At 71.0% G+C, this 20,030-nt stretch carries 23 protein-coding genes; 2 read left to right on the top strand and 21 right to left on the bottom strand.

Features of this window, described 5'->3' with window-relative positions:
- Positions 1 to 117 precede the first annotated feature (117 nt).
- Both IH45_RS0123715 and IH45_RS0123710 read right to left on the bottom strand, forming a co-directional pair.
- Positions 118 to 1,440 (bottom strand): PhoH family protein, encoded by a 1,323-nt coding sequence (locus tag IH45_RS0123715; RefSeq protein ID WP_030671917.1) that lies wholly within the window; start codon positions 1,438 to 1,440, stop codon positions 118 to 120.
- 371 nt (positions 1,441 to 1,811) lie between these two features.
- Positions 1,812 to 2,609, bottom strand: coding sequence for an isoprenyl transferase (locus IH45_RS0123710; RefSeq protein WP_050515119.1), 798 nt, complete (start codon positions 2,607 to 2,609; stop codon positions 1,812 to 1,814).
- Between the two features lie 117 nt (positions 2,610 to 2,726).
- Between IH45_RS0123710 and mgrA the strand changes: the two genes are divergently transcribed.
- Positions 2,727 to 3,770: an L-glyceraldehyde 3-phosphate reductase gene (gene mgrA, locus IH45_RS0123705; RefSeq protein WP_394298699.1), complete on the top strand. Its 1,044-nt coding sequence runs from the start codon at positions 2,727 to 2,729 to the stop codon at positions 3,768 to 3,770.
- A gap of 237 nt (positions 3,771 to 4,007) precedes the next feature.
- On the opposite strand, the gene IH45_RS0123700 is transcribed toward mgrA, so the two are convergent.
- The gene (locus tag IH45_RS0123700) at positions 4,008 to 4,763 is read right to left on the bottom strand and encodes a prepilin peptidase (protein ID WP_030671908.1); all 756 of its coding nucleotides are present in this window, start codon (positions 4,761 to 4,763) and stop codon (positions 4,008 to 4,010) included.
- Positions 4,764 to 4,993: 230 nt separating this feature from the next.
- On the opposite strand from IH45_RS0123700, the gene IH45_RS0123695 reads away from it, so the two are divergent.
- A complete protein-coding gene (locus tag IH45_RS0123695; RefSeq protein WP_032918195.1) occupies positions 4,994 to 5,305 on the top strand; it encodes a DUF192 domain-containing protein in 312 nt (103 codons plus the stop codon).
- Between the two features lie 368 nt (positions 5,306 to 5,673).
- Here IH45_RS0123695 and IH45_RS0123690 read toward each other — a convergent pair whose 3' ends face one another.
- The 18 genes from IH45_RS0123690 to cpaB form a co-directional block, all read right to left on the bottom strand.
- A complete protein-coding gene (locus IH45_RS0123690) occupies positions 5,674 to 6,129 on the bottom strand; it encodes a nuclear transport factor 2 family protein (protein WP_050515118.1) in 456 nt (151 codons plus the stop codon).
- Between the two features lie 28 nt (positions 6,130 to 6,157).
- A complete protein-coding gene (locus IH45_RS1000000146795) occupies positions 6,158 to 6,346 on the bottom strand; it encodes a DUF397 domain-containing protein (RefSeq protein WP_078897736.1) in 189 nt (62 codons plus the stop codon).
- Between the two features lie 45 nt (positions 6,347 to 6,391).
- Entirely contained in the window at positions 6,392 to 6,601 is a 210-nt protein-coding gene (locus tag IH45_RS1000000146790; protein ID WP_078897735.1) for a DUF397 domain-containing protein, read from the bottom strand.
- Between the two features lie 300 nt (positions 6,602 to 6,901).
- Positions 6,902 to 8,128 carry a Cmx/CmrA family chloramphenicol efflux MFS transporter gene (locus tag IH45_RS0123680; RefSeq protein WP_030671896.1) on the bottom strand — a complete coding sequence of 409 codons (1,227 nt, stop codon included), beginning with the start codon at positions 8,126 to 8,128 and terminating at the stop codon, positions 6,902 to 6,904.
- Between the two features lie 155 nt (positions 8,129 to 8,283).
- Positions 8,284 to 8,865 carry a TetR/AcrR family transcriptional regulator gene (locus IH45_RS0123675; RefSeq protein WP_030671892.1) on the bottom strand — a complete coding sequence of 194 codons (582 nt, stop codon included), beginning with the start codon at positions 8,863 to 8,865 and terminating at the stop codon, positions 8,284 to 8,286.
- Positions 8,866 to 8,976: 111 nt separating this feature from the next.
- The gene (locus IH45_RS0123670) at positions 8,977 to 9,756 is read right to left on the bottom strand and encodes a methyltransferase domain-containing protein (protein WP_030671890.1); all 780 of its coding nucleotides are present in this window, start codon (positions 9,754 to 9,756) and stop codon (positions 8,977 to 8,979) included.
- Positions 9,757 to 9,832: 76 nt separating this feature from the next.
- A complete protein-coding gene (locus IH45_RS0123665; RefSeq protein ID WP_234440641.1) occupies positions 9,833 to 10,645 on the bottom strand; it encodes an alpha/beta hydrolase in 813 nt (270 codons plus the stop codon).
- Positions 10,646 to 10,914: 269 nt separating this feature from the next.
- Complete coding sequence (locus IH45_RS0123660; protein ID WP_030671886.1) at positions 10,915 to 11,544, bottom strand: OmpA family protein; 630 nt, start codon at positions 11,542 to 11,544, stop codon at positions 10,915 to 10,917.
- Positions 11,545 to 11,547: 3 nt separating this feature from the next.
- The gene (locus IH45_RS0123655; protein ID WP_030671884.1) at positions 11,548 to 12,123 is read right to left on the bottom strand and encodes a hypothetical protein; all 576 of its coding nucleotides are present in this window, start codon (positions 12,121 to 12,123) and stop codon (positions 11,548 to 11,550) included.
- Between the two features lie 32 nt (positions 12,124 to 12,155).
- Positions 12,156 to 12,893, bottom strand: a complete 738-nt coding sequence (locus IH45_RS0123650; protein WP_078897743.1) for a pilus assembly protein TadG-related protein — start codon at positions 12,891 to 12,893, stop codon at positions 12,156 to 12,158.
- Positions 12,890 to 13,078, bottom strand: coding sequence for a hypothetical protein (locus IH45_RS0123645; RefSeq protein ID WP_050515125.1), 189 nt, complete (start codon positions 13,076 to 13,078; stop codon positions 12,890 to 12,892). Before IH45_RS0123645 ends, IH45_RS0123650 begins: the two co-directional genes overlap by 4 nt.
- Positions 13,079 to 13,684: 606 nt before the next feature.
- Positions 13,685 to 14,587 (bottom strand): DUF5936 domain-containing protein, encoded by a 903-nt coding sequence (locus tag IH45_RS0123640; protein WP_030671877.1) that lies wholly within the window; start codon positions 14,585 to 14,587, stop codon positions 13,685 to 13,687.
- Positions 14,588 to 14,659: 72 nt separating this feature from the next.
- Positions 14,660 to 15,604 (bottom strand): type II secretion system F family protein, encoded by a 945-nt coding sequence (locus IH45_RS0123635; protein WP_030671875.1) that lies wholly within the window; start codon positions 15,602 to 15,604, stop codon positions 14,660 to 14,662.
- A 61-nt stretch (positions 15,605 to 15,665) separates the two neighbouring features.
- Positions 15,666 to 17,003 carry a CpaF family protein gene (locus IH45_RS0123630; RefSeq protein ID WP_030671872.1) on the bottom strand — a complete coding sequence of 446 codons (1,338 nt, stop codon included), beginning with the start codon at positions 17,001 to 17,003 and terminating at the stop codon, positions 15,666 to 15,668.
- Complete coding sequence (locus IH45_RS0123625; RefSeq protein ID WP_032918188.1) at positions 17,000 to 17,425, bottom strand: TadE/TadG family type IV pilus assembly protein; 426 nt, start codon at positions 17,423 to 17,425, stop codon at positions 17,000 to 17,002. The genes IH45_RS0123630 and IH45_RS0123625 overlap by 4 nt, the downstream gene beginning before the upstream one ends.
- Positions 17,422 to 17,805 carry a TadE/TadG family type IV pilus assembly protein gene (locus IH45_RS0123620; RefSeq protein WP_030671866.1) on the bottom strand — a complete coding sequence of 128 codons (384 nt, stop codon included), beginning with the start codon at positions 17,803 to 17,805 and terminating at the stop codon, positions 17,422 to 17,424. The genes IH45_RS0123625 and IH45_RS0123620 overlap by 4 nt, the downstream gene beginning before the upstream one ends.
- A gap of 3 nt (positions 17,806 to 17,808) precedes the next feature.
- A complete protein-coding gene (locus IH45_RS0123615) occupies positions 17,809 to 19,167 on the bottom strand; it encodes an AAA family ATPase (RefSeq protein WP_030671862.1) in 1,359 nt (452 codons plus the stop codon).
- A gap of 82 nt (positions 19,168 to 19,249) precedes the next feature.
- Complete coding sequence (gene cpaB / locus IH45_RS0123610; RefSeq protein WP_030671860.1) at positions 19,250 to 19,972, bottom strand: Flp pilus assembly protein CpaB; 723 nt, start codon at positions 19,970 to 19,972, stop codon at positions 19,250 to 19,252.
- Between the last annotated feature and the right edge of the window lie 58 nt (positions 19,973 to 20,030).

Below are 20,030 nucleotides of genomic sequence, written 5' to 3'. Positions count from 1 at the left end.
CGTGTGAAAGCTCACACCCCGTTTGCCCCAGGTGTTTTGCGGAAATGCCCGCGCAGCACGGCGCCGCCCGGCTAAGCTGCTGCGCTTTCGCCGGACGGCGCCGTATGCCACACCCGGTCAGATCCGGCCGTCCTCCAGCATTTCGGTCACCAGCGCCGCGATCGGCGACCGCTCCGAGCGGGTCAGCGTCACGTGCGCGAACAGCGGATGGCCCTTGAGCTTCTCGACGACCGCGACCACGCCGTCGTACCGGCCGACCCGCAGGTTGTCGCGCTGCGCCACGTCATGCGTGAGCACGACACGCGAGTTGGCGCCGATCCGGGACAGCACCGTCAGCAGCACGTTGCGCTCCAGCGACTGGGCCTCGTCGACGATGACGAAGGCGTCGTGCAGCGAACGGCCGCGGATGTGGGTGAGCGGCAGCACCTCCAACATGCCGCGGCCCACCACCTCTTCGATGACCTCCGTGGTGGTCACCGCCGACAGCGTGTCGAAGACGGCCTGGGCCCACGGGCTCATCTTCTCCGCCTCGGTGCCCGGCAGATAGCCCAGCTCCTGGCCGCCGACCGCGTACAGCGGCCGGAAGACCATCACCTTGCGGTGCTGACGCCGCTCCAGCACCGCCTCCAGGCCCGCGCACAGCGCCAGCGCCGACTTGCCCGTACCGGCCCGGCCGCCCATCGAGACGATGCCGACCTCCTGGTCGAGCAGCAGGTCCAGGGCGATGCGCTGCTCGGCGCTGCGCCCGTGGATGCCGAACGCGTCCCGGTCGCCGCGCACCAGCCGTACGCTGCCGTCGGCCGTCACCCGGCCGAGTGCCTTGCCGCGCTCCGACTGGAGTACGAGGCCGGTGTGCACGGGCAGCTCGGCGGCCTCCGGAAGGTACGCGCTCTCCGCGGCGAACAGCTCGTCGATCTGCTCGGCGGTGGCGGTCAGCTCCGCCATGCCGGTCCAGCCGGAGTCCGTGATGGCGAGTTCGGCGCGGTACTCCTCCGCCAGCAGTCCCACCGCGGACGCCTTGATGCGCAGCGGCAGGTCCTTGGAGACGACCGTGACGTCGTAGCCCTCCGCCTGGAGGTTGCGGGCCACCGCGAGGATCCGCGAGTCGTTGTCGCCCAGGCGGAAGCCGGCCGGCAGCACTCCGGGGTCGGCGTGGTTCAGCTCGACCCGCAGCGTCCCGCCCAGGTCCCCGATGGGGATCGGGGCGTCCAGCCGCCCGTACCGCACCCGGTACTCGTCGAGCAGACGCAGGGCCTGCCGGGCGAAGTAGCCCAATTCCGGATGATGCCTCTTGGCCTCCAGTTCGGTGACCACGACGACGGGCAGCACGACCTCGTGCTCGTCGAAGCGGGACATGGACCCTGGATCCGCCAGCAGGACGCTGGTGTCGAGGACATAGGTGCGCCGGCCGTTCTCACGGCGCTGCTTGCTGTTCACCACGGGTGGACGTACCCCCTCGGATGAGGTCGGGGTGCGACGGCGTCGCGGGAGAGAAGTCGCCGCGCCGTCGGGCGGCGGGCGACGGGACCGGGCTCGGGCCCTCGTACGCGGGCCGAGCGCCGGCCCTCCGCGTCGTCCGTGCGCTCCGCACGGTCGTCCGTGGTGTGCAAAGGGCCTCCCGGGCGGACGGCCCCGTGCCGTCCGCTGAGATACGGCATCCGATGACTGGTCCTGCCGGATACCGACCTGGAAGGGATATTCCCGCGAACGCGCGCCCCCATGCAATGGCATATGACGCACGGTCGGTGAACGCTTGGTTACGGCTTTGGCGCGGGTGTGGTCCCGCGCCGGGAGTTCACGGTCCGCGTGGCCTAAAACCCGTAACGCCGGTGACGTGCGGCGTAGTCGCGCAGGGCGCGCAGGAAGTCCACCTTGCGGAAGGCCGGCCAGAAGACCTCGCAGAAGTAGTACTCCGAGTGGGCGCTCTGCCAGAGCATGAAGCCGGAGAGGCGCTGTTCGCCGCTGGTGCGGATCACCAGGTCCGGGTCCGGCTGGCCGCGGGTGTAGAGGTGTTCGGAGATGAGGTCGATGTCGACGACGTCGGCCAGCTCCTCGAAGGTGGTGCCGCGCTCCGCGTGGTCCAGGAGGAGCGAGCGCACCGCGTCCGCGATCTCCTGGCGGCCGCCGTAGCCGACGGCGACGTTCACCAGGATGCCGGTGTGGTCCTCGGTGGCCTGCTCGGCCTCCTTGAGCACCCGCTGCGTGTCGGAGGGCAGCAGGTCGCGGTTGCCGACGTGGTGGACCCGCCAGCGGCCGTCGGCGGCCAGGCCGCGCACCGTGTTCTCGATGATGCCCAGCAGCGGGGTCAGTTCCTTCTCGGGCCGGTCCAGGTTGTCCGTGGACAGCAGCCACAGCGTGACGACCTCGACGTCGGTCTCCGCACACCAGCCCAGCAGCTCGGTGATCTTGTCGGCGCCGGCCTGGTGGCCCTGCACGGTGGTGCGGCCGTCGGCCCGCGCCCAGCGGCGGTTGCCGTCCAGGATGACGCCGATGTGCTTGGGGACCTGGGCATGGTCGAGGCGGCCTTCGACCCGGCGGGCGTAGAGCCTGTAGACGAGGTTGCGCAACGCGGGCGGGTACGGGATACGCACCCCGGAAGATCGCAGCATGTGTGGTCAAGCCCCTCCGTGCAAATGGCGGTCGCCCCCGTCGCCTCAAGTCGGCAACTTTACGTCGCGGACCTCCCGGCGGCCCAATCAGGTGTGTCACAACTCCGTGATAAGGAGATGACCATGACTGATCCCTCTGTCCACATTGCCGCGAATACGCGCTACGACTCCATGGAGTACCGCCGCACCGGACGCAGCGGCCTCAAACTCCCCGCCGTCTCCCTGGGCCTGTGGCACAACTTCGGTGACGACCGCACGCTGGCGTCCCAGCGGGCCATCCTGCGCCGCGCCTTCGACCTGGGCGTGACCCACTTCGACCTGGCGAACAACTACGGCCCGCCGCCCGGTTCGGCCGAGCTGAACTTCGGAAAGATCTTCGCGCAGGACTTCCGGCCCTACCGCGACGAGATCGTCCTCTCCACCAAGGCCGGATATCTCATGCACCCCGGGCCGTACGGCGAATGGGGTTCGCGCAAATACCTCCTCTCGTCGCTGGATGCCTCACTGAAGCGGATGGGCGTCGATTACGTCGACATCTTCTATTCGCACCGTTTCGACCCGGACACTCCGCTGGAGGAGACGATGGGCGCCCTGGCGTCCGCCGTCCGGCAGGGCAAGGCGCTGTACGCGGGTGTCTCGTCGTACTCCGCCGAGCAGACCCGCGAAGCCGCCCGCATCCTGCGGGAGATGGGCGTACGGCCGCTGATCCACCAGCCCTCGTACTCGATGATCAACCGCTGGACGGAGGACGACGCCCTCCTGGACACCCTGGAGGCGGAAGGCATGGGGTGCATCTCCTTCGCCCCGCTCGCCCAGGGGCTGCTGACGGACAAGTACCTGAACGGCATCCCGGAGGGCTCGCGCGCGTCCCAGGGCAAGTCGCTCGACCCGGGGCTGCTCTCGGAGGACGTACGGCGGCGGCTGCGCGGCCTGAACGACATCGCCGCGCGCCGCGGGCAGACACTCGCCCAGCTGGCGCTGTCCTGGGTGCTGCGGGACGAGCGGATGACCTCGGCGCTGATCGGGGCGAGCAGCGTGGCGCAGCTGGAGGCGAATGTGGCCGCGGTGGGCGCCCCGAAGATCACGGACGAGGAATTGTCCGAGATCGAGGAGTTCGCGAAGTCGACCGACGGTGTGAACATCTGGGCCAAGCGCGGCTGATTCTGTTCGGTCCGCGACGCCTTTACGGAACGCCCCCTACCTTCCGTAGAGACGTTCGCACGTTCCGTGTACGAAACCCGCCCTGGCGTGATCATGGCGAGATCCGTACGCGGACACAAAAAAGCGGGCCGGTCCGTGGGGGGGATACGGACCGGCCCGAGGGGGGGTTTCCACCATAACCCCGTCGAGGGGGTGCTCCGTACAACTTCGGGTGGAACGGCGTGGCCGGTTTTTGGATCAAGGTGCCGCCGCGGCCCCCAGGAGCACCCCGAGAAACGCGCCGATGATCATGAAAGGGCCGTACGGCATGGCCTGTTTGAGCCCATCATTACGGCGTTCCGGGCGTCCGGCGCGCCGCAGCAGGAGCCCGCAGCCGTAGAGCGCGCCGAGCAGCAACCCCGCGAACGCGCCAGTGATCAGAATTGCCCAGCCGTACCACCCAAGAGTGACCCCCAGCCCGATCGCCAACTTGACGTCCCCGAGTCCCATTCCCTCCGGATTGATCAGATAAAGGACGTAATAGAACCCCGCGAGGGCGAGCCCTCCGAGCAGCGCCCCGCCCCACGACCCGGCCGCCCCGGTATCGAGCGCCGCACCCCCGAGCAGGAGCACCGCCCCTCCCGCCAACGGCAGGGTCAGCACATCCGGCAGCCGCCGCACGCGCCAGTCGACCACGGCGAGCAGCACCGCCACCGGGGCGGCCGCCAGCCAGGCCACCAGCTCGGGGCGGAGGCCGGTGACGGCGGCGAGCAGCGCGCACGTCACCGCGGTGACCAGGGCGATCGGCACCGCGCGCGGCCCGTACGAGCCACAGGAGCGGCAACGCCCCGGCCCCACCCAGCCCCGCCACACCCCCGCGACCGGATGCCCACCCGGACAGTGGGCCCGCCACGCCTCCCCCGGCTCGACGGCCAGCCGGTACGCGGGCCGCGGCACGAGCAGCCCGGCCGCGGCTCCGTAAGCGGCGGCGAGAACCATCAGCAACACAGGCACACGGCCGACCCTAGGCTGATAAAACGCTCACCATGACCCGCTGGCAGAACGGATCAGGAACGCTCCGCTTTGTGCAGGGGGGTGGTGGAGATGTGACGGGTGCGGAAGGCGCACGGGCGGGAAGAGGCGGCTACGGCGCGCCGGGGGCGCCCGGCGCCCCAGGGGCGCCGAGTGGCCCGGCGTCCCCCTACAGCCCGGCGTCCCCCTACAGCCCGGCCGCGCCCTTTGGCCTGGCGACGGCGATCCCCCTGGAGATCGCCGCGTCCTACCGCGCACGCGCCCGCGGCCTCCTCGGACGCGACGGCATCGACGGCGCCCTGCTCCTCACGCCCGCCGGCTCGGTTCACACCTTCCGCATGCGCTTCGCGATCGACGTCGCCTACCTCACCCGGGACCTCACCGTGCTGACCGTCCGCACCATGCGGCCGGGACGGCTCGGGCTCCCCCGTCTCCGCGCCCGGCACGTCCTGGAGGCGGAGGCCGGCGCGATGGCCCGCTGGGGCCTGCGCCCCGGCGTACGTGTCACGGTCGACACCCCCTGACCTTTCGGCCCTGTTCCTTCCGGCCCTTCGGCCCGTCGGCCTCCCCCCGCTCGACAGCTCGGCACCGCCGGCACGCCGCATCAGCTGGTGGCTCGTCTCCCTGCCGCGGGCCGGCCTCTCCCAGGGCAGGAGCAAGCAGGCAGGCCCGCGCGATGCGCTTCCAGCTGATCGCGTGTGAGCGGTGCGAAAACGACCATAGGGCACATACCCGCATATGTACTATCTTCCGGCGCCAACCGGCCTTCCGACGCCGCGCAATTACCCCTTCCAGTCGGCAACCGGCGCCGGCAGCCGCGAGATGGCGCCTTCGCGCCGTCAACCCAGGCATGACCGCGCCGCGCCGCACGCATGATCGAACACCGCCCCGGCTACGCGGTGGTCCGACGCAGGTGCCGGCTCACATCGCCAACCAGCCGCATATGAACGCGCCGCTCCACGAAGCACCACCGTCCGTCCCGCCGCTCGAAGCGATCGCGGTAACGACCAGCGGCAATGACTTGCAGCGGCAACTCGGGCAGCGCCTGCAACACCGTGACGTACGACCGCGCGTCCGCCGTACCGGCCTGCTCGTCGACCTCGATCGCCACATTGGACGTGGTGTGCTGCGTCCGCGGCGTGCCGTCGGCGTAAACGATCAGAGTTTCCCGGAACATCCGCTCGATCGCTGCGGCACCACTGACCGGCGCCCCGCTGCCGACGAAGGTCGCATCGGCCAGCAGCGCGCCGAGCCCGGCGAAGTCACCGTCGTCGACGAACTCGGCATACCGCGCGATCAGGTTCTCTATGACCCGATGGCTGGGCATCGGTTCGGGTTCGGTGAACATGGCCGTACCTCCGAGGCGTCGGAAACCCTCAGAAGTCGATCACATCGCTCCGGGCGGCCCGTAGCAGCCCTCCAATAGCCCGGGGGCTGGTGACGATGATTGTGGAGGGCTCATCACTCTCGCGAAGAAGGGCTGACGCATCAGCATCCTTCGCGAGTTCGACGCAGTTGCTGGCGTTGCCGCTGTAGGACGACTTCTGCCAGGTGGGTATGGACACGATCGGGATCCATCCTCCTTACACCGATGGCTGCGACACCCGTCTCTACGCCGATGGACAGCCTCGGCGGTCGGTCGTTCCGCCCTGAGCGGCCCGTAGCAACCCTCCAACCACAGCAGGGCTGGTAGCGACGACTATGGACGGATCATCGCTCTCGCGAACCAGCACTTCACCATCAGTACCCACCGCAAGCTCCAGACAATTATTTCCTTCGCTGCTGTAGGACGACTTCTGCCAAAGGGCGGACACGGGCATGCCTCTCTCAGAACTCGCTGACTACTTGATGAAGAAACTCACGAGACGCGGCCTCTTGGAGTGCGACGTCTTCGAAGCAACGCATGAAAGTGCGGTACTTCTCCAACTGGTGATCCGCATACATACACTCAGCCCCATGCTCGGAGCCCAACTGCACGGTGTCCAGCTGCGACACCGGCCCGAAGGCGTAGAGCACCATCTGTCCCGGCCGAAGCGACCGGATTCGATACTGCGATCCGAACCGCCTCGGGGTGGACGGCAAGATCGTGTGGTGCGAGCTGTACCGCTGAAGGGCGCCGGTCAGTCGACCGCCGCGAGTGCGTGCGGCCTGCCGGCCTCGGCCGCGTCCGACGACTGGGCCACGGCCGTACGGGCCTCCGCCCGCCGCTGCAACATCGCCGCCCACAGCGCCGCCACCAGCGCCGCCGCGCCGACCGCCGCACCCACCCAGGCCACCGAGGTGTAGCCGTAACCCGCGTCGATGGTCAGGCCGCCCAGCATGGGGGTGAGGGTGATGCCTACGTTGAAGGCGGAGGTGTTGACCGCCGGGGCCAGTGTCGGTGCGTCCGGAGCGAGGGTGAAGACGCGGGACTGGACCACCGGGTTGGTGACGTAGCCGGTCAGGCCGAGGGTGAAGATCAGGACGATGGTCGCGGTCAGGTTCGTGGCCGTCAGGGCCAGTAGTGCCGAGGCGGCGGTCAGCGCGCCGACGCCGAGGAAGAGGGTGCGCAGGGGGCGGCGGTCGGCGGTGCGTCCGCCGAGGGTCATGCCGAGCAGGCCGCCGACGCCGTACAGGGCGAGTACGGCCGGTACCAGCCCGGACGGCAGGCCGCTCACTTCGGTCAGCAGCGGCGCGAGGTAGCTGAACGTGACGATGGCGGCGCCGAAGCTCAGCGCGGTGAGGAGGTAGGAGACCCAGAGGGCGGGCCGGGCCATGGCTGCGATCTCGCGCCGTACGGAGGGGAGTTCGCGCTGATGCGTGCGGCCGGCGGGGAGTGCGGCCAGGAGGGTGAGCAGGCTGAGTACGGTCAGGGCGACGACGGCCCAGAACGCCGCGCGCCAGCCCACGTGCTGACTCAGCACCGTCCCGGCCGGTACGCCCACGATCGTCGCCAGCGTGAGGCCGGTGCCGACGACCGACAGCGCCTTGCCCTTGGCGTCCGCGGGCACCAGGCCCACCGCCGTCGCGGCGGCGACCGCCCAGAAACCCGCGTACGCGAAGGCACTGACGACCCGCGTCGCGAACAGCACCCCGTAGCTCGGAGCCAGGGCGCCGATCACGTGTCCCGCCACGAAGACGAGCTGGAAGGCGGCCAGGGCCGTCCGGCGAGGCAGGCGCAGGGTGCCGATGGCGAGTACGGGCGCGCCCACGACCATGCCGATGGCGAACGCGGACACCAGCAGCCCGGCATCGGGGATGGACACCCCGAGGTCGGCGGCCACGTTGGGCAGCAGCCCGGCAAGCATGAACTCGGAGGTTCCCTGGGCGAAGATTCCCAGCCCCAGGAGGTAGACGGCTATGGGCATGGCTTTCACGTACTCCCGTTCTCGGATGTGGCACGGACACAGCCACTCGGTGTTATGTATTGACCAGTCCAAAACGAAGGCAAAAGGAAAGCGGGTGAGCTGAGCCCCGAATGAGTCTTGTCGGACCCCTCTCCCGCCTGCCGGGTCGCCACCCCTCACAGTGCCGCCATGACCCCCTCCACAACCCCTCCCAGCGCGCGCCGATCGGCCCCGCAGCGCGCCGAGACGCGCAGGCCGCCGACGGCCGCGATGATCAGGTGGGCGAGGGCGGTGACGTCCTTGTCCGCGGCGATGTCGCCGTCCCGCTGCCCGGACGCGAGCGCGGCGCGGATCACCTCCAGTCGGAGCCGGTAGTCCCGCGCCAGTTCGCCCGCGACCTGCTCGTCACGGGCCGAGACCTCGACGGCAGTATTCACCACCAGGCATCCCTGCCGGTCGCCCTTGCCGCCGCACTCCTCCTCGACGACCCGCTCAAGGTGCGTACGGATCTTCTCCCGTACCGGCAGGTCGCTCTCCATCAGCGCGAACAGTTCGCCGTTGCGCTCCCCCATGTAGCGGTCGAGCGCCCGCTCGAAGAGGTCATGCTTGCTCTTGAAGGTGTTGTAGATGCTGCTCCGCCCGAGGCCGGTCGCCTCGCACAGATCCTGCGTGGACGTGGCTTCGTAACCGGCGGTCCGGAACGCGTGCATCGCGGCGTCGACCGCCCGCTCCTCGTCGAACTTCCTGGGTCGGGCCATGGCGATGACGGTACAGGTATTGGAACGGGTAGTTCAATACCAGGCTGTCCAATACGCCTCTCCCGCCCGTCCCGCCCGTCCCGGCCTGCTGCCGGTACCAGGTCCGGTGGGCTACGCCTCGGCCACGACGATGTAGAACGTCACCGTCGCGAGGAAGGGGCCGCTGACAAGGTGCTCCAGCCAGCTTCGTGCCGCGTCTTCGGTGAGGTATCCGGCGGCCAGGGCGCGTCGTGTGGTGCGTTCCAGCCCAAGGATCTTGTCAGCCGCCTGGACGTCCCGGAACACGGGAGTCACCGGAATGACCGTCGGCACCGTGAGTCCCACCCCTGCCGCGAGTCGAGGAAGCTGCATGCCGATACGGGCATTGCGGACGGCCTCGCCCGTGACGTACCGGGTGTAGGCGTGTGACAGGTCACCGTTCGGGTGGTCGACGGTCAGGGTTCCCCAGTCGGGCTCGCCCATGACGACCCGTCCGCCGGGCCGCAGGACGCGGCTAATCTCGTCCAGCGCCCTGGCGGGATCGGCAACGTGTTGCAGTACCCGGTCGGTGCGGGCACGGTCGGCCGAGCGGTCGGGCAGCGGCAGGTCGTGGATGTCACCGCGCTGAGTGGTGACGACGGTGCGCTGCTCGGCGGTGCGCTCGGCGGCAGCATCGAGCGCTGCCTGGTCGTGGTCGACGCCGATCACCCTGCCTGTTGCGGTGACAGCGTCGGCGAGCCCGCCGAGATCGATGCCCGGACCGCAGCCGAGATCGAGGACCGTCTGTCCCGGGTGGATGTCGAGTTCGTCGAGCATGCGCCCCTTATAGGCGCGGCCCAGGTCGGTCGCGGCGAGCCGGTCGAGGTAGACATGTGCGTCGGGGGCGTCGGTCTCGAAGAGGGTTGAGGCCATGGGCGCCAGTCAATCAACTCCGGTAAGACGCGCACGCCTTATGGGCGAGTCTTTGCAGTCTTCGGCACATGGTCGCTCAGGGTGAGCGGCGTGCCGGCCGGCACCGCCTCCCGTCTACGGGCCCGGCGGCGGTACCGGCCCGCCGTGGCTGGCGCAGATGCCGGCTGAAGAACCGGGCCGCGTCGTCCCCCGCGTGCTGCGGGACGCCGGTGTGCCCGCCCATGTTGGCGTGCAGGGTCTTCTCCTTGGAGCCGAAGGCGTCGAACAGGTCCAGGGCCGCCTGGCGGTCATTGCCCTCGTCGTCCCACTGCAACAGGACATGCAGGGGAATGGTGACCTGCCGGGCCTCCTCGAACATGGCGCGGGGTACGAAACTTCCGGCGAAGAGGCCGGCGGCCACGATGCGCGGCTCGACCACCGCCAGCCGGATGCCGATGGAGATCACTCCCCCCGAGTAGCCAACCGGGCCGCCGATCTCGGGCAGCGTGAGGAGGGCGTCCAGGGCGGCCTGCCATTCCGGGACCGCCTTGTCGACCAGCGGGAGGATGACGGCGTCGACCATCTCGTCGCTGACCGGCTGCCCGGCTTCCCTCGCCCGGCGCAGGTCGGCGCGGGCGTGCTCGGCGGCGGGCCAACGGGGCCGGTCGCCGCTGCCGGGGAGTTCGATGGTGGCCGTGGCGAAGCCCTCGGCCGCGGAGTGCCGGGCCCGGGCCGCCAGCCGGGGGTACATCGTGCGCAGACCGAGCGTGGGGTGGCCGAGCAGGATCAGTGGCACCGGCGCGGAAGCGGATGCGGCTTCGGGCGTCCACAGGATGCCGGGGATCCCACCGAGGGTGAATTCGCGTTCGAGGACGCCGTCGTCGAGACGCTGCTCAGAAGTGACGTGCATGGGTCGTGCCTTTCGGGAGGGCTCAGAGCGGCGCTCCCGGACGACCTGCCTATCGTCCGACCGTGACCCCGGAGGGGAGCACCCATGTCGATACTGCGTTCACGGATACCACCTCCTCGTTCTTTCGCACGGCCACCGGAAAAGTAGCAGTGGCCGCCGTGGTCCGCCAACGGATTGTCCCGCCGGGGCCGACGCGCCCCTGCACACGGAGAGCCGCCCTCGATATACGGAGAACCGCCTCTGTACGCGGAGAGCCGCCCCCTGGAGAGCTACCGCCCCGTACGCGGAAAGCTCACCTCCACCCGCCGGTTCTTCTTGCGGCCGTCCTCCGTGGCGTTGTCCGCTATCGGGTACTGCTCGCCGTAGCCGCGGATCTGGAAGGTGACCGTCGGGCCGAGGGCCTTGGCCAGTTCGCGCTGGACGGCGTTGGCGCGGTCCTTGGACAGGACCAGGCCGTGGGCGGCCGTGCCCAGGTCGTCGGTGAAGCCGAAGACGCGCAGGCTGGTGGCGCGCTGCTGTTTGATCTCGGCGGCGATGGCGATGATGCGGGACAGCGCGTCGGGGGTCAGTTCGGCGCTGTCCTTGCCGAAGAGGACCTCGGCCTGGAGGGCGAAGGTCACGTTGGAGTTGGTGTCCTGCCGCCGCTCGGCGCCGTCGTCGGTCTCCACGATGGACTTGATGTTGAGGACCTTGGCGGGGGCGAGGGTCGCGCCCTGGACCATCCGCAGGTCCGGGTCGTGCGGGTCGATCCTGACCGGTGCGGTGGTGTCCTCGGAGACGCCGGGCGGGTCGTCGGCGCGGGCGGTGGGCGGGCTCAGGGTGACCGCCAGGAGGAGGGCGGCGGCCGTGGTGACGGCGGCCCGCGCCGTACGGGTCCTGGTCCCGGACGTGGTGGCCATGGGTCAGTCCGAGATCGTGACGGTGGCGGGCGGCAGGGTCGGCAGCTGGAAGTCGACCTCGGTCACCTTTTCCGGCGGGGCCGGGAACTGGGCGAACAGGGGCCGGCTCTCCCCGGGTTTGAGGCCGCTGAGCCCGGTCGTGCACAGGCATTCGCCCTCGGTGTCGCGCAGGACCAGGTAGCGCTTCTTGCCGGCCTTGTCGACCAGGGTGGCGCCGGAGACGGAGGAGCGCGAGCGCATGCCGGTCTCGTTGGAGCGCCAGTTGATCGCGTTGAAGATCTTGGTGCCCTTGTTGGTGACCGTACCGCTGACCGTGACGAAGCCGCCGGAGTCGCGGACCGCGGAGTGCAGGGTGACGACCACCCCGTCCGGGCCCTTCACCTCGCCGATGGCCTGGGTGGCGTCGGCGGCCGGGGTGCCGCGCCCGCTGGTCTTCGGGGCGGTGGCCCGCGTCGGCGGCTTGCCGTCGGCCGCGCCGCCGCCGTCGTCACCGCCGCAGCCGCTCACGACGAGAGCGAGCCCGGCGGCGATCGCCGCGGCGGCCACTCTCCTGGCCTTCGAAGGGCGCCCGGTACTCATGGATGCGATTCCCTCTGCTCGTCGTCGGCTGGTCATTCGGCAAGGCGTACGGAGAACAGGTCGGACGCTTGTGGCAGCACGCCGCGCGGGTCGGCGGGGTCGATCGTCCACTTCTTGCCGTGGTCGCAGACGAGGTCGAGGGGGGTGCCGGGGACGGGCCCGCCGTCGGCCGGGCCGTCACCGGGTGCGGGTTCCCCGGCAGGCGGGGCGCCGTCCTCGCCCTGGCCCTGATCCCCGCTCTGCCCCTGGCCCGTACCGGGGCCCGGCTCCCGCTCCGGACCCGCGACGCAGCGCGGCTCCACCACCGCCTCGGCCTGTGCCGAAGCATGCTTGCCCGCCGTCCCCGGAATGACCGAACGACCCACCGTCTTACGGGTGTCGGCCTTGACGTCGAACGATGTGGGGTACGAGCCGGGGGCACACGTCGCGTCGGCGTCGTTGCGCCCCGCGAACCACTGGGCGTTCGTGCACGCCTCGTCACCGGGGACGCCACGGCCGTCGAGGAGGTCGCGCCACGGCGCGCCCGTACGGACCGCGTCAAGGAGCTTCGCGGTCAACTGGTCGCGGTACTTCTGCCCCGCCGCAAGGGCCGCCGCATCGGCCGCGGTCTGCGCGGAGTTGCGTACCGCCGCGGCCTGCCCGACCGCGAAGAAGGCCAGGGCGAGGAAGAGCAGGCCCGCCACGGCCACGATGTAGACGGGGAACGCCTGCCCGGAGTCCCGGGGTTGCCGGCGGGAGACGGAACGGGAACGGGACTTCCCCCGTGTCAGATACCCACGACCTGGGAGATCTTGTTCGAGATGGCCGTCGCGATCTGGCTGCCGAAGTCCGTGGTCGACAGCACCAGCACGATCGCCACGACCACGGCGATGATGCCCAGGTACTCGATCGAGGTCTGCCCCCGGTCGTTCGATGCCTGTCCCCGATCGTTCGAGGTCCGACCCGGATCGTTCAAGTCCTGTCCCTGGTCGTTCGAGGTCTGCCCCCGGTCGTTTACGAACAACCGCTTCGCCATCGTGTTCCCCTCCATGGGCGGCCGGGCCGCTCCGGTCCGGATGGTCTGCCCCCGTGGTGTCGCCGCGCGAGCGGGCGCCGTACGCACGGGCCCCGTCCGGGCGGGCGCCGGACGCCCGTGCACCGAACGTGAGCACGCTGCGCACACACACGCTCGCGACACGAGAAACGTACGCCGGAACACCGGTCCCGGAACAGGGCACACGGCCCCATTCCTTTCCCGGTGGACCGAGTTGAAGCATCGGGTGGAACTTCGGGCCGTCCGGGCCGCCCGGCATCGCCGTCCCCTCCGCCGCGCCCGGCTCTCCCGGTACGCCCGTTCCGTCCGACGGCATTGGTCCCACCCCCGCCCCGTCCTCGTCGGCAGCGCCGTATCCGGATGTCCCGGTGTGCCCGGCGGTGCGGCCGGGGCCGGGGAACACATGGATGCCGACTGTGCCATATACCGTTGCGTACGCGAAGGGCATACGCGCAACAGGGGGCCGTTTCGAGACGCGCAAACCGCGTGCGCGGTATGTGCGTTGACGCGTCGGCCGCGCGGCGCCGATCACTTGCCCATGAGCGAGCCGAAGTCGGTGCCCGAGCCCAGGAAGAAGCCCGCGACCAGCAGGATCATCGTGCCGGGCACCATGAACGTGGTGACGACCACGGTCGCCTTGGGCACCGCGCGGGCGGCGCGGCGGCGGGCGTTCTGCGCGTCGGTACGGCGCATGTCGTCGGCGATCTGGATGAGGGTGTCCACGATCGGGGAGCCGAGTTCCTCGCCCTGCTGGAGTGCGGTGACGAACTGGGCCACCTGATCGGAGTCGTTGCGTCTGCGCAGTTCCTCGAACGCCTCGCGGCGGCTGACGCCCATGTCCATCTGCCGCAGGGTGATCCGCAGCTCGTCGGCCCAGGGACCCTCGTACTTGTCGGCCACCCGGTCCAGGGCCTGCCGGAAGCCCAGCCCGGCGCTGACCACGACGGCGAGGACATCGAGGAAGTCGGGCAGGGTGCGTTCGATGGTGTCCTTGCGTTGGCGAATGGCGGCCCAGATGCCGACCTCGTTCCAGAAGAGGCCGAAGGCGACCAGGAGGAGCGCGAGCAGGAGCTGCGAGCGCAGCAGCATGACGAACGCGCCGCCGAAGCCGAGGAAGCCGTAGACCGCGCGGCGGGCCGCGTAGCGGTCCACGGTGAGGCCGCCCGGGTTGCCCGCCAGATCGATGCGCCTGCGTACCTTGGCGACCCGCTTCTCCCCCATCAGGCGTAGGACGAGAGGCGCGTAGCGCATGCCCATCCGGTCCACCGCCGAGCCGACGACGGTGGTGCGGGACGCGCCCATCTCCAGGGCGACGGCGATGTCCGGGGGCAGCCTGGCCTCGCGGCGGTAGAGGGCGATGCCGTAACAGATGCCCGCCACGGAGAGGGCGAGCGCGAGGGCCAGGAGGAGGCCGGTCGTTCCGATTCCCATGGGTGGGTGCCTTCTGGAGGGGAGGTTCGGCGGAGTGAGACAGAGGTACGGCGGAGAGATACGGCGGGGCCTTCAGACGTCGATCTTGGAGATGCGGCGGATCACGAAGAAGCCGGCCGCGTACAGGACACAGGCCACGACCACCGCGGCCTGCCCCAGGAACGTGGCCGTCATCCGGTCGATGGCCCCGGGCGCGATGCGGTCCATCAGCAGCAGTGTCCCCAGGCCGAGGAACGGCACGACGTACGCCGTGACGACGACCTGGGAGAGCTGGGTGCGCACCTCACGCCGGGTCTCCTTGCGCTCCTCCAGGGTCTTGGTGAGATTGCGCAGCGAGCCGACGACCGTGCCGCCCGCGCGGTTGGACAGCACGAGGGTGGTGACGAGGACGACGAGTTCGCGGGAGGGCAGGCGGGCGGCCAGCTCGTCCAGGGCCTCGTCGAGGGAGTGGCCGACGGCCAGCTTGTCGGAGACCTTGGCCAGTTCCTCGCCGGCCGGTGCCTCCAGTTCCTCCGCCGCCATGCCCAGGGCGGTGCGCAGCGCGAGGCCGGCCTGGGTGGCGTTGGCGAGGATGCGGGAGAGTTCGGGCAGCTGGTTGATGAACCGCTCGATACGTTTCTGCCGCTGCCAGTTGAGGAAGGCGTACGCGGCCCAGACGGCCGCCACCGCCGCGATCGGCCCGAAGAAGGGTGCCAGGACCGCCTGGGCGACGAGCCACACCCCGGCGACCACGGCGAGCAGGTAGACGAAGAACTCGCCGGGGGTGATGTTCAGGCCGGTGGCGGCCAGCCGCAGTTCGAGGCCGCGGCCGAGGCGGGTGGCCCGCAGCCGGCGGTCGACGCCCGCGAAGCGGCGGCCGCGGCCCGTCCGGGGCAGGCCGTGGTCGTCGGAGAGCCGGTCGACGAGGGCCTGGTGGCGCTCGCGTCCGGTCGCGTACAGCCGCAGGCCCACCACGGCCAGCACCGCGCAGAGCAGCGCGGTGCCGAGGGTGAGCAGGGCGATGCTGTCCAGGGACATGGGTGTGGGTCCGTCCTCCTGCTGCGGTCTGCGGGCTGTGGGCAGTGGGGCTTCGGAACGGCTACGAGGCTCCTCGGGTGGCGAGCTGACCGTCGGTGGCGGCGACTCCGAAGGCCGGGGGTACGGGTTCGTCGGCCAGGTAGAGGCGTTCGGCGACCCGGCGCGGGAGCGGGAAGTAGCGGAAGCGGCCCCGTACGGTGCGGTCGGCGCCGCTGGGTTCGGCCTCGAAGCGGCAGACGGTGGCGAGGCGGTAGTCGGCGTGGCCGTGCGAGTCCAGGATGGCGATCTCGCCGATACGGCGGGAGCCGTCGGCGTGCCGGGCGATCTGGACGATGCAGTCGACGGCGCTGTTGATCTGGTCGCGCAGCGCCTCGAAGGGCACCTTGACGTCCGACATGGAGGCGAGCGTCTGGAGGCGCATCAGGGCGTCCTCGGCGCTGTTGGCGTGCACGGTGGCGAGCGAGCCGTCGTGGCCGGTGGACATCGCCTGGAGCATGTCGAGGGTCTCGCCGCCGCGGACCTCGCCGACGATGATGCGGTCGGGGCGCATGCGCAGCGAGTTGCGTACGAGGTCGCGGATGGTGATGCGGCCCTTGCCCTCCACGTTGGGCGGCCGGGATTCCAGGCGGATCACATGGGTCTGCTGGAGCTGGAGTTCGGCGGCGTCCTCGACGGTGATGATGCGCTCGCCCTCGGGGATCAGCCCGGACAGGGCGTTGAGCAGGGTGGTCTTGCCCGCGCCGGTGGGCCCGGAGACGACGACGTTGAACTTGGCGCGCACCAGCGCCGCCAGCAGCATCACCATCTGCTCGTCGAGCGTGCCCATGCCGATCAGCTCGCGCAGCGTGTAGGCGCGGGGGAAGCGGCGGATGGTGAGGGTGGCGCCGTTCAGGGCGAGCGGCGGGATGATGACGTTGACGCGCTCGCCGGACGGCAGCCGCGCGTCGACCATCGGGTTGGACTCGTCCACCCGGCGGTTCACGGTGGAGACGATGCGCTCGATGGTCTGCATGAGCTGTTCGTGGGAGGCGAAGCGGACCGGGACGAGTTCCACCCGGCCGTGCCGTTCCACGTACACCTGGTCGGGGCCGTTGACCATGATCTCGGTGACCGAGGCGTCTTCGAGGAGCGGTTCCAGGACGCCGAGGCCGAGTGCCTCGTCCACCACCCGGCGGATGAGCTGCGCGCGCTCGGCGGTGGACAGGACCGGGCCCTCGCGGCTGATGATGTGGCCGAGGACGCGCTCCAGGCGGGTGCGGCGCTCGGCCGCGGCCAGCGCGGACATCTCGGCGAGGTCGATCTCTTCGAGGAGCTTGGCGCGGTAGACGGCGACGAGGTGGCCGTCCTCGCGGCCGGTCGGCGGGGCCTCCGGCGCGGCGATGCGGGCTTTGAGGCTCATGGGGTGGTCGTTCCTCCGGGTTCCGCGGGGAGGGCCATGGTGGCGCTGCGGGTGACGTGCCAGGGGCCGACACCGGGGAGGAGGGTCGGGATCTCGACGGTGGCGGTCGCGTGGACCTCGTCGCCGTTCCGGGGGGCCCGGACATCGGCGTCCGCGCCCGCCCAGTCGCTCATGGCCGCCTTGCCCGCGGCCTCCGGGGTGGTCCTGCGGTCGGCCTCGTCCAGGGTGGCCGTACGGGCCGCGGCGCGGGCTCCCGTACCGGCCTGCTGGACGGCGTACGCGGCCAGCCCGAGCTGGATCACGGCGAGGCCGATGAGCAGCAGGATCGGCAGGAAGCCGAGGAATTCGATGGAGACCTGGCCGCGGTCGTCGCGCCGGACGCGCGGCCTCCTGCCTCTCCGGGTACCTACCGTCCCCGTCACGTCCCCTCCTCCTCCGCCGCCCCCGCCGAACCCGTGACCGTCCACGGGAAGTTCCCGGCGCCGGGGAAGAGCACCGGCACCTTGAGTCCGACCCGCGCGGTCCACAGGCCGCCCTGCGCGCCGCACGCGATCTCGGCGCCGCCCTGCCAGGCGCCGGGCAGGTCCTTCTTGGCCGCCGCCGTGCAAGCGCCCGCGCCACCGGTCCGGGTGGCGGTGCCTGCCCGCGCGCCCTTGTCCGCCGCGTTGGCGGCGAGTGTGTACGTATAGCCGACGAGCACGAACTGCCAGACCAGGACGAGGGCGATGAGGATCAGCGGCGTGAGGCCGAGCAGCTCGACGGAGATCTGACCGCGGTCGTCGCCCAGCCGGGTGCGGCGCACGCCTCAGCCCTCCTCGTACGGGCCGGCCGGTCCGTACGTGCCGGACGCGCCCGGCTCCCCGGCACCCGGCCCGGCCGTCAGCGCCTTCCGCCGGCGTCCGGTCAGCGACGTACGGGCGCGGTGGCTGCCCCGCCCCTGCCGTACGGCCGGCGCGTCGACCAGGCCCAGCTCCCCCGCCAGTGCCCACAGCGCCTGCCGGACCGTGGAGCGGGCGTCCAGGTCCTGCATCCGGCCGGCGTCGACGTACGGCTGGAGCTCCTTGAAACCGGCGGGTACGGGGGTGCGGGCAACGCGGGTGCCGGTGGCCTTGGCGACCAGCGGCGGCTGGATCTCGGTGTTGCGGGTGAGGCGGTTGACGACGGTCGTGGTGTCCTCGGCCTTGCGGATCTGGAGGCGGTCCCACAGTCGTACGAGGCGCTTGGCGGCCCGTACGCACACCACGTCCGGGGTGGCCACCAGCAGGGCCACGTCGGAGAGTTCGACGGCTGCGGCGTTGGCGGACTGCATCTGGGCGCCGCAGTCCACCACCACCAGCTCGTAGCGCGAGCGCAGCGCGGCCAGGACCGTACGGGCGGCCCGGTCGTCCACCTCCTCGCCTCGCTCCCCCTCCTCCGGCGCCAGCAGCAGGCCGAGGCCGGTGTGGTGGGCGTGCACGGCGTCCTGGAGGACGCGTACGGAGATGTCCTGGATACCCGCCAGGTCGACGATCGAACGGCGGAACTGGACGTCCAGGTACGAGGCCACGTCGCCGGACTGGAGGTCCATGTCCACCAGGGCGACGCTGCGCCCGGCGGCGCGCGCGGCGAGGGCCAGTTGGACGGCGGTGAGGGTGGTACCCACACCGCCCTTGGCGCCGGTGACGGTGACCAGCGTGCCGGCGGGCCCGGCCGCCGTCTCCTGGCCGCCGCCCAGGTGCACCCGTACGCCGGTCGCCCATTGGGCCGCGGCCTGCACCCGGGCGGCCAGTTCGTCGTAGCCGAGCGGCAGGCCGACGACGCCGCGCGCGCCCGCGTCCATCGCGGCGGCGAACAGGGCGGGGCCCGCGTCGGAGGTGATCAGCACGACGCCGACGGCGGGGAAGCGGAGCGCGATGTCGCGGATCAGCTCCAGCGCGGGCACGGGGCCGATGCGCTCGTGGACGAGGACGACCTCGGGGAGTTCGTCCACGGCGGCGGACGGCGGCCCCGGCGGGTCCGCGGCACCGGCCACCGAACGGGACGCGGCCTGGTCGAGGGCGTTGACCAGGGCGGTCGAGTCGGCGACCGGCGGTACGGGCTCGGCGCCCGGCAACTGGCCGATCAGCGACGACACGGCACGGGCTGCGTCCGGTTCGCCGACGGCCGCGAGGATGCGGATGGTCACCTGTGCCTCCGGGTCGTGTGTCGCCGTCGAGGGCGCCGGGTCAGAGGGGGCCGGGTCACGGGCCGCCGACGCGGGTGCCGGGTCATTTGTCGCCGTCGAGGGTGTAGGTGCGCTCGCCCGGCGGGATGGCGGTTTCCGTGCCGGGGGCGACAAGGGCGAGACGTACGTGGGTGGCGAAGGACTCCGCGTAGGCGACGCGCTGGGCGTCCGCGGTGCCCAGCGCGAAGGTGATCGGCACGGCGTCGGCGGCGCGGCGGGTGCTGGAGGAGCGGGTGTCGCCGGGGTCCTTGTTCTCCAGCGGCGTCAGCTTGCCGCGGTCGATGACCTGCGCGTTGGCCACGATCACCTTGGAGACGGGCCGGTCCTCGGGGCGCTTGCCCTCGAAGGTGGCGTAGATGTTCACCCGCGCCCCGGGGTTGATCTTCCCGGCCACGCCGGTGGCCGCGTCGATCATGATGGCGATCTCCTGCTGCCCCGGCTTCAGCGCCGGCCGGTCGACGACCATGTCGTCCTGGAGGAGCGAGCCCTTGTGCAGCGGTGTCACGGCGATCTTCCCGCGCACCCGGGCCAGGTCGGTGACGGCGGTGTCCGGCAGCCAGCGCTCCGGTATCGCGACCTGTTCGAACTGGCCCGGGTCGAGTGCCTGGTAGGCGGCCACGTCCGACTTGAGCCGGTACGCGGTGCGCTCGGGTCCGACCTTGGACTCCACGTTGCGGACCACCGACAGCACGCCGACGAACGCGCCGAGCGCGCAGAGGACCGACAGGAGCAGCAGGATCACTCCGCGGCGCTGGCGTGAGTTCATGAGTGCGGGACCTCGCTGGGGACGGGGCGGGCGGGGGCGGTGCCGGCCGGGGCCGGGC

The organism is Streptomyces rimosus subsp. rimosus (assembly GCF_000720725.1).
In the GTDB taxonomy this organism is placed as follows: Bacteria; Actinomycetota; Actinomycetes; order Streptomycetales; family Streptomycetaceae; genus Streptomyces; species Streptomyces rimosus_A.
The sequence above is the reverse complement of the archived record's forward strand: the minus strand, read 5'-3'. Positions and strand labels throughout refer to the sequence as shown.

Coding starts and splice junctions, on each gene's coding strand:
- cpaB (WP_030671860.1), bottom strand. CDS start 19,972: ATGAACTCACGCCAGCGCCGCGGAGTGATCCTGCTGCTCCTGTCGGTC.
- mgrA (WP_394298699.1), top strand. CDS start 2,727: ATGACCATGACTGATCCCTCTGTCCACATTGCCGCGAATACGCGCTAC.
- IH45_RS0123670 (WP_030671890.1), bottom strand. CDS start 9,756: ATGGCCTCAACCCTCTTCGAGACCGACGCCCCCGACGCACATGTCTAC.
- IH45_RS0123655 (WP_030671884.1), bottom strand. CDS start 12,123: ATGAGTACCGGGCGCCCTTCGAAGGCCAGGAGAGTGGCCGCCGCGGCG.
- IH45_RS0123635 (WP_030671875.1), bottom strand. CDS start 15,604: ATGTCCCTGGACAGCATCGCCCTGCTCACCCTCGGCACCGCGCTGCTC.
- IH45_RS0123680 (WP_030671896.1), bottom strand. CDS start 8,128: ATGCCCATAGCCGTCTACCTCCTGGGGCTGGGAATCTTCGCCCAGGGA.
- IH45_RS0123640 (WP_030671877.1), bottom strand. CDS start 14,587: ATGGGAATCGGAACGACCGGCCTCCTCCTGGCCCTCGCGCTCGCCCTC.
- IH45_RS0123665 (WP_234440641.1), bottom strand. CDS start 10,645: ATGCACGTCACTTCTGAGCAGCGTCTCGACGACGGCGTCCTCGAACGC.
- IH45_RS0123675 (WP_030671892.1), bottom strand. CDS start 8,865: ATGGCCCGACCCAGGAAGTTCGACGAGGAGCGGGCGGTCGACGCCGCG.
- IH45_RS0123660 (WP_030671886.1), bottom strand. CDS start 11,544: ATGGCCACCACGTCCGGGACCAGGACCCGTACGGCGCGGGCCGCCGTC.
- IH45_RS0123630 (WP_030671872.1), bottom strand. CDS start 17,003: ATGAGCCTCAAAGCCCGCATCGCCGCGCCGGAGGCCCCGCCGACCGGC.
- IH45_RS0123710 (WP_050515119.1), bottom strand. CDS start 2,609: ATGCTGCGATCTTCCGGGGTGCGTATCCCGTACCCGCCCGCGTTGCGC.
- IH45_RS1000000146790 (WP_078897735.1), bottom strand. CDS start 6,601: ATGCCCGTGTCCGCCCTTTGGCAGAAGTCGTCCTACAGCAGCGAAGGA.
- IH45_RS0123690 (WP_050515118.1), bottom strand. CDS start 6,129: ATGTTCACCGAACCCGAACCGATGCCCAGCCATCGGGTCATAGAGAAC.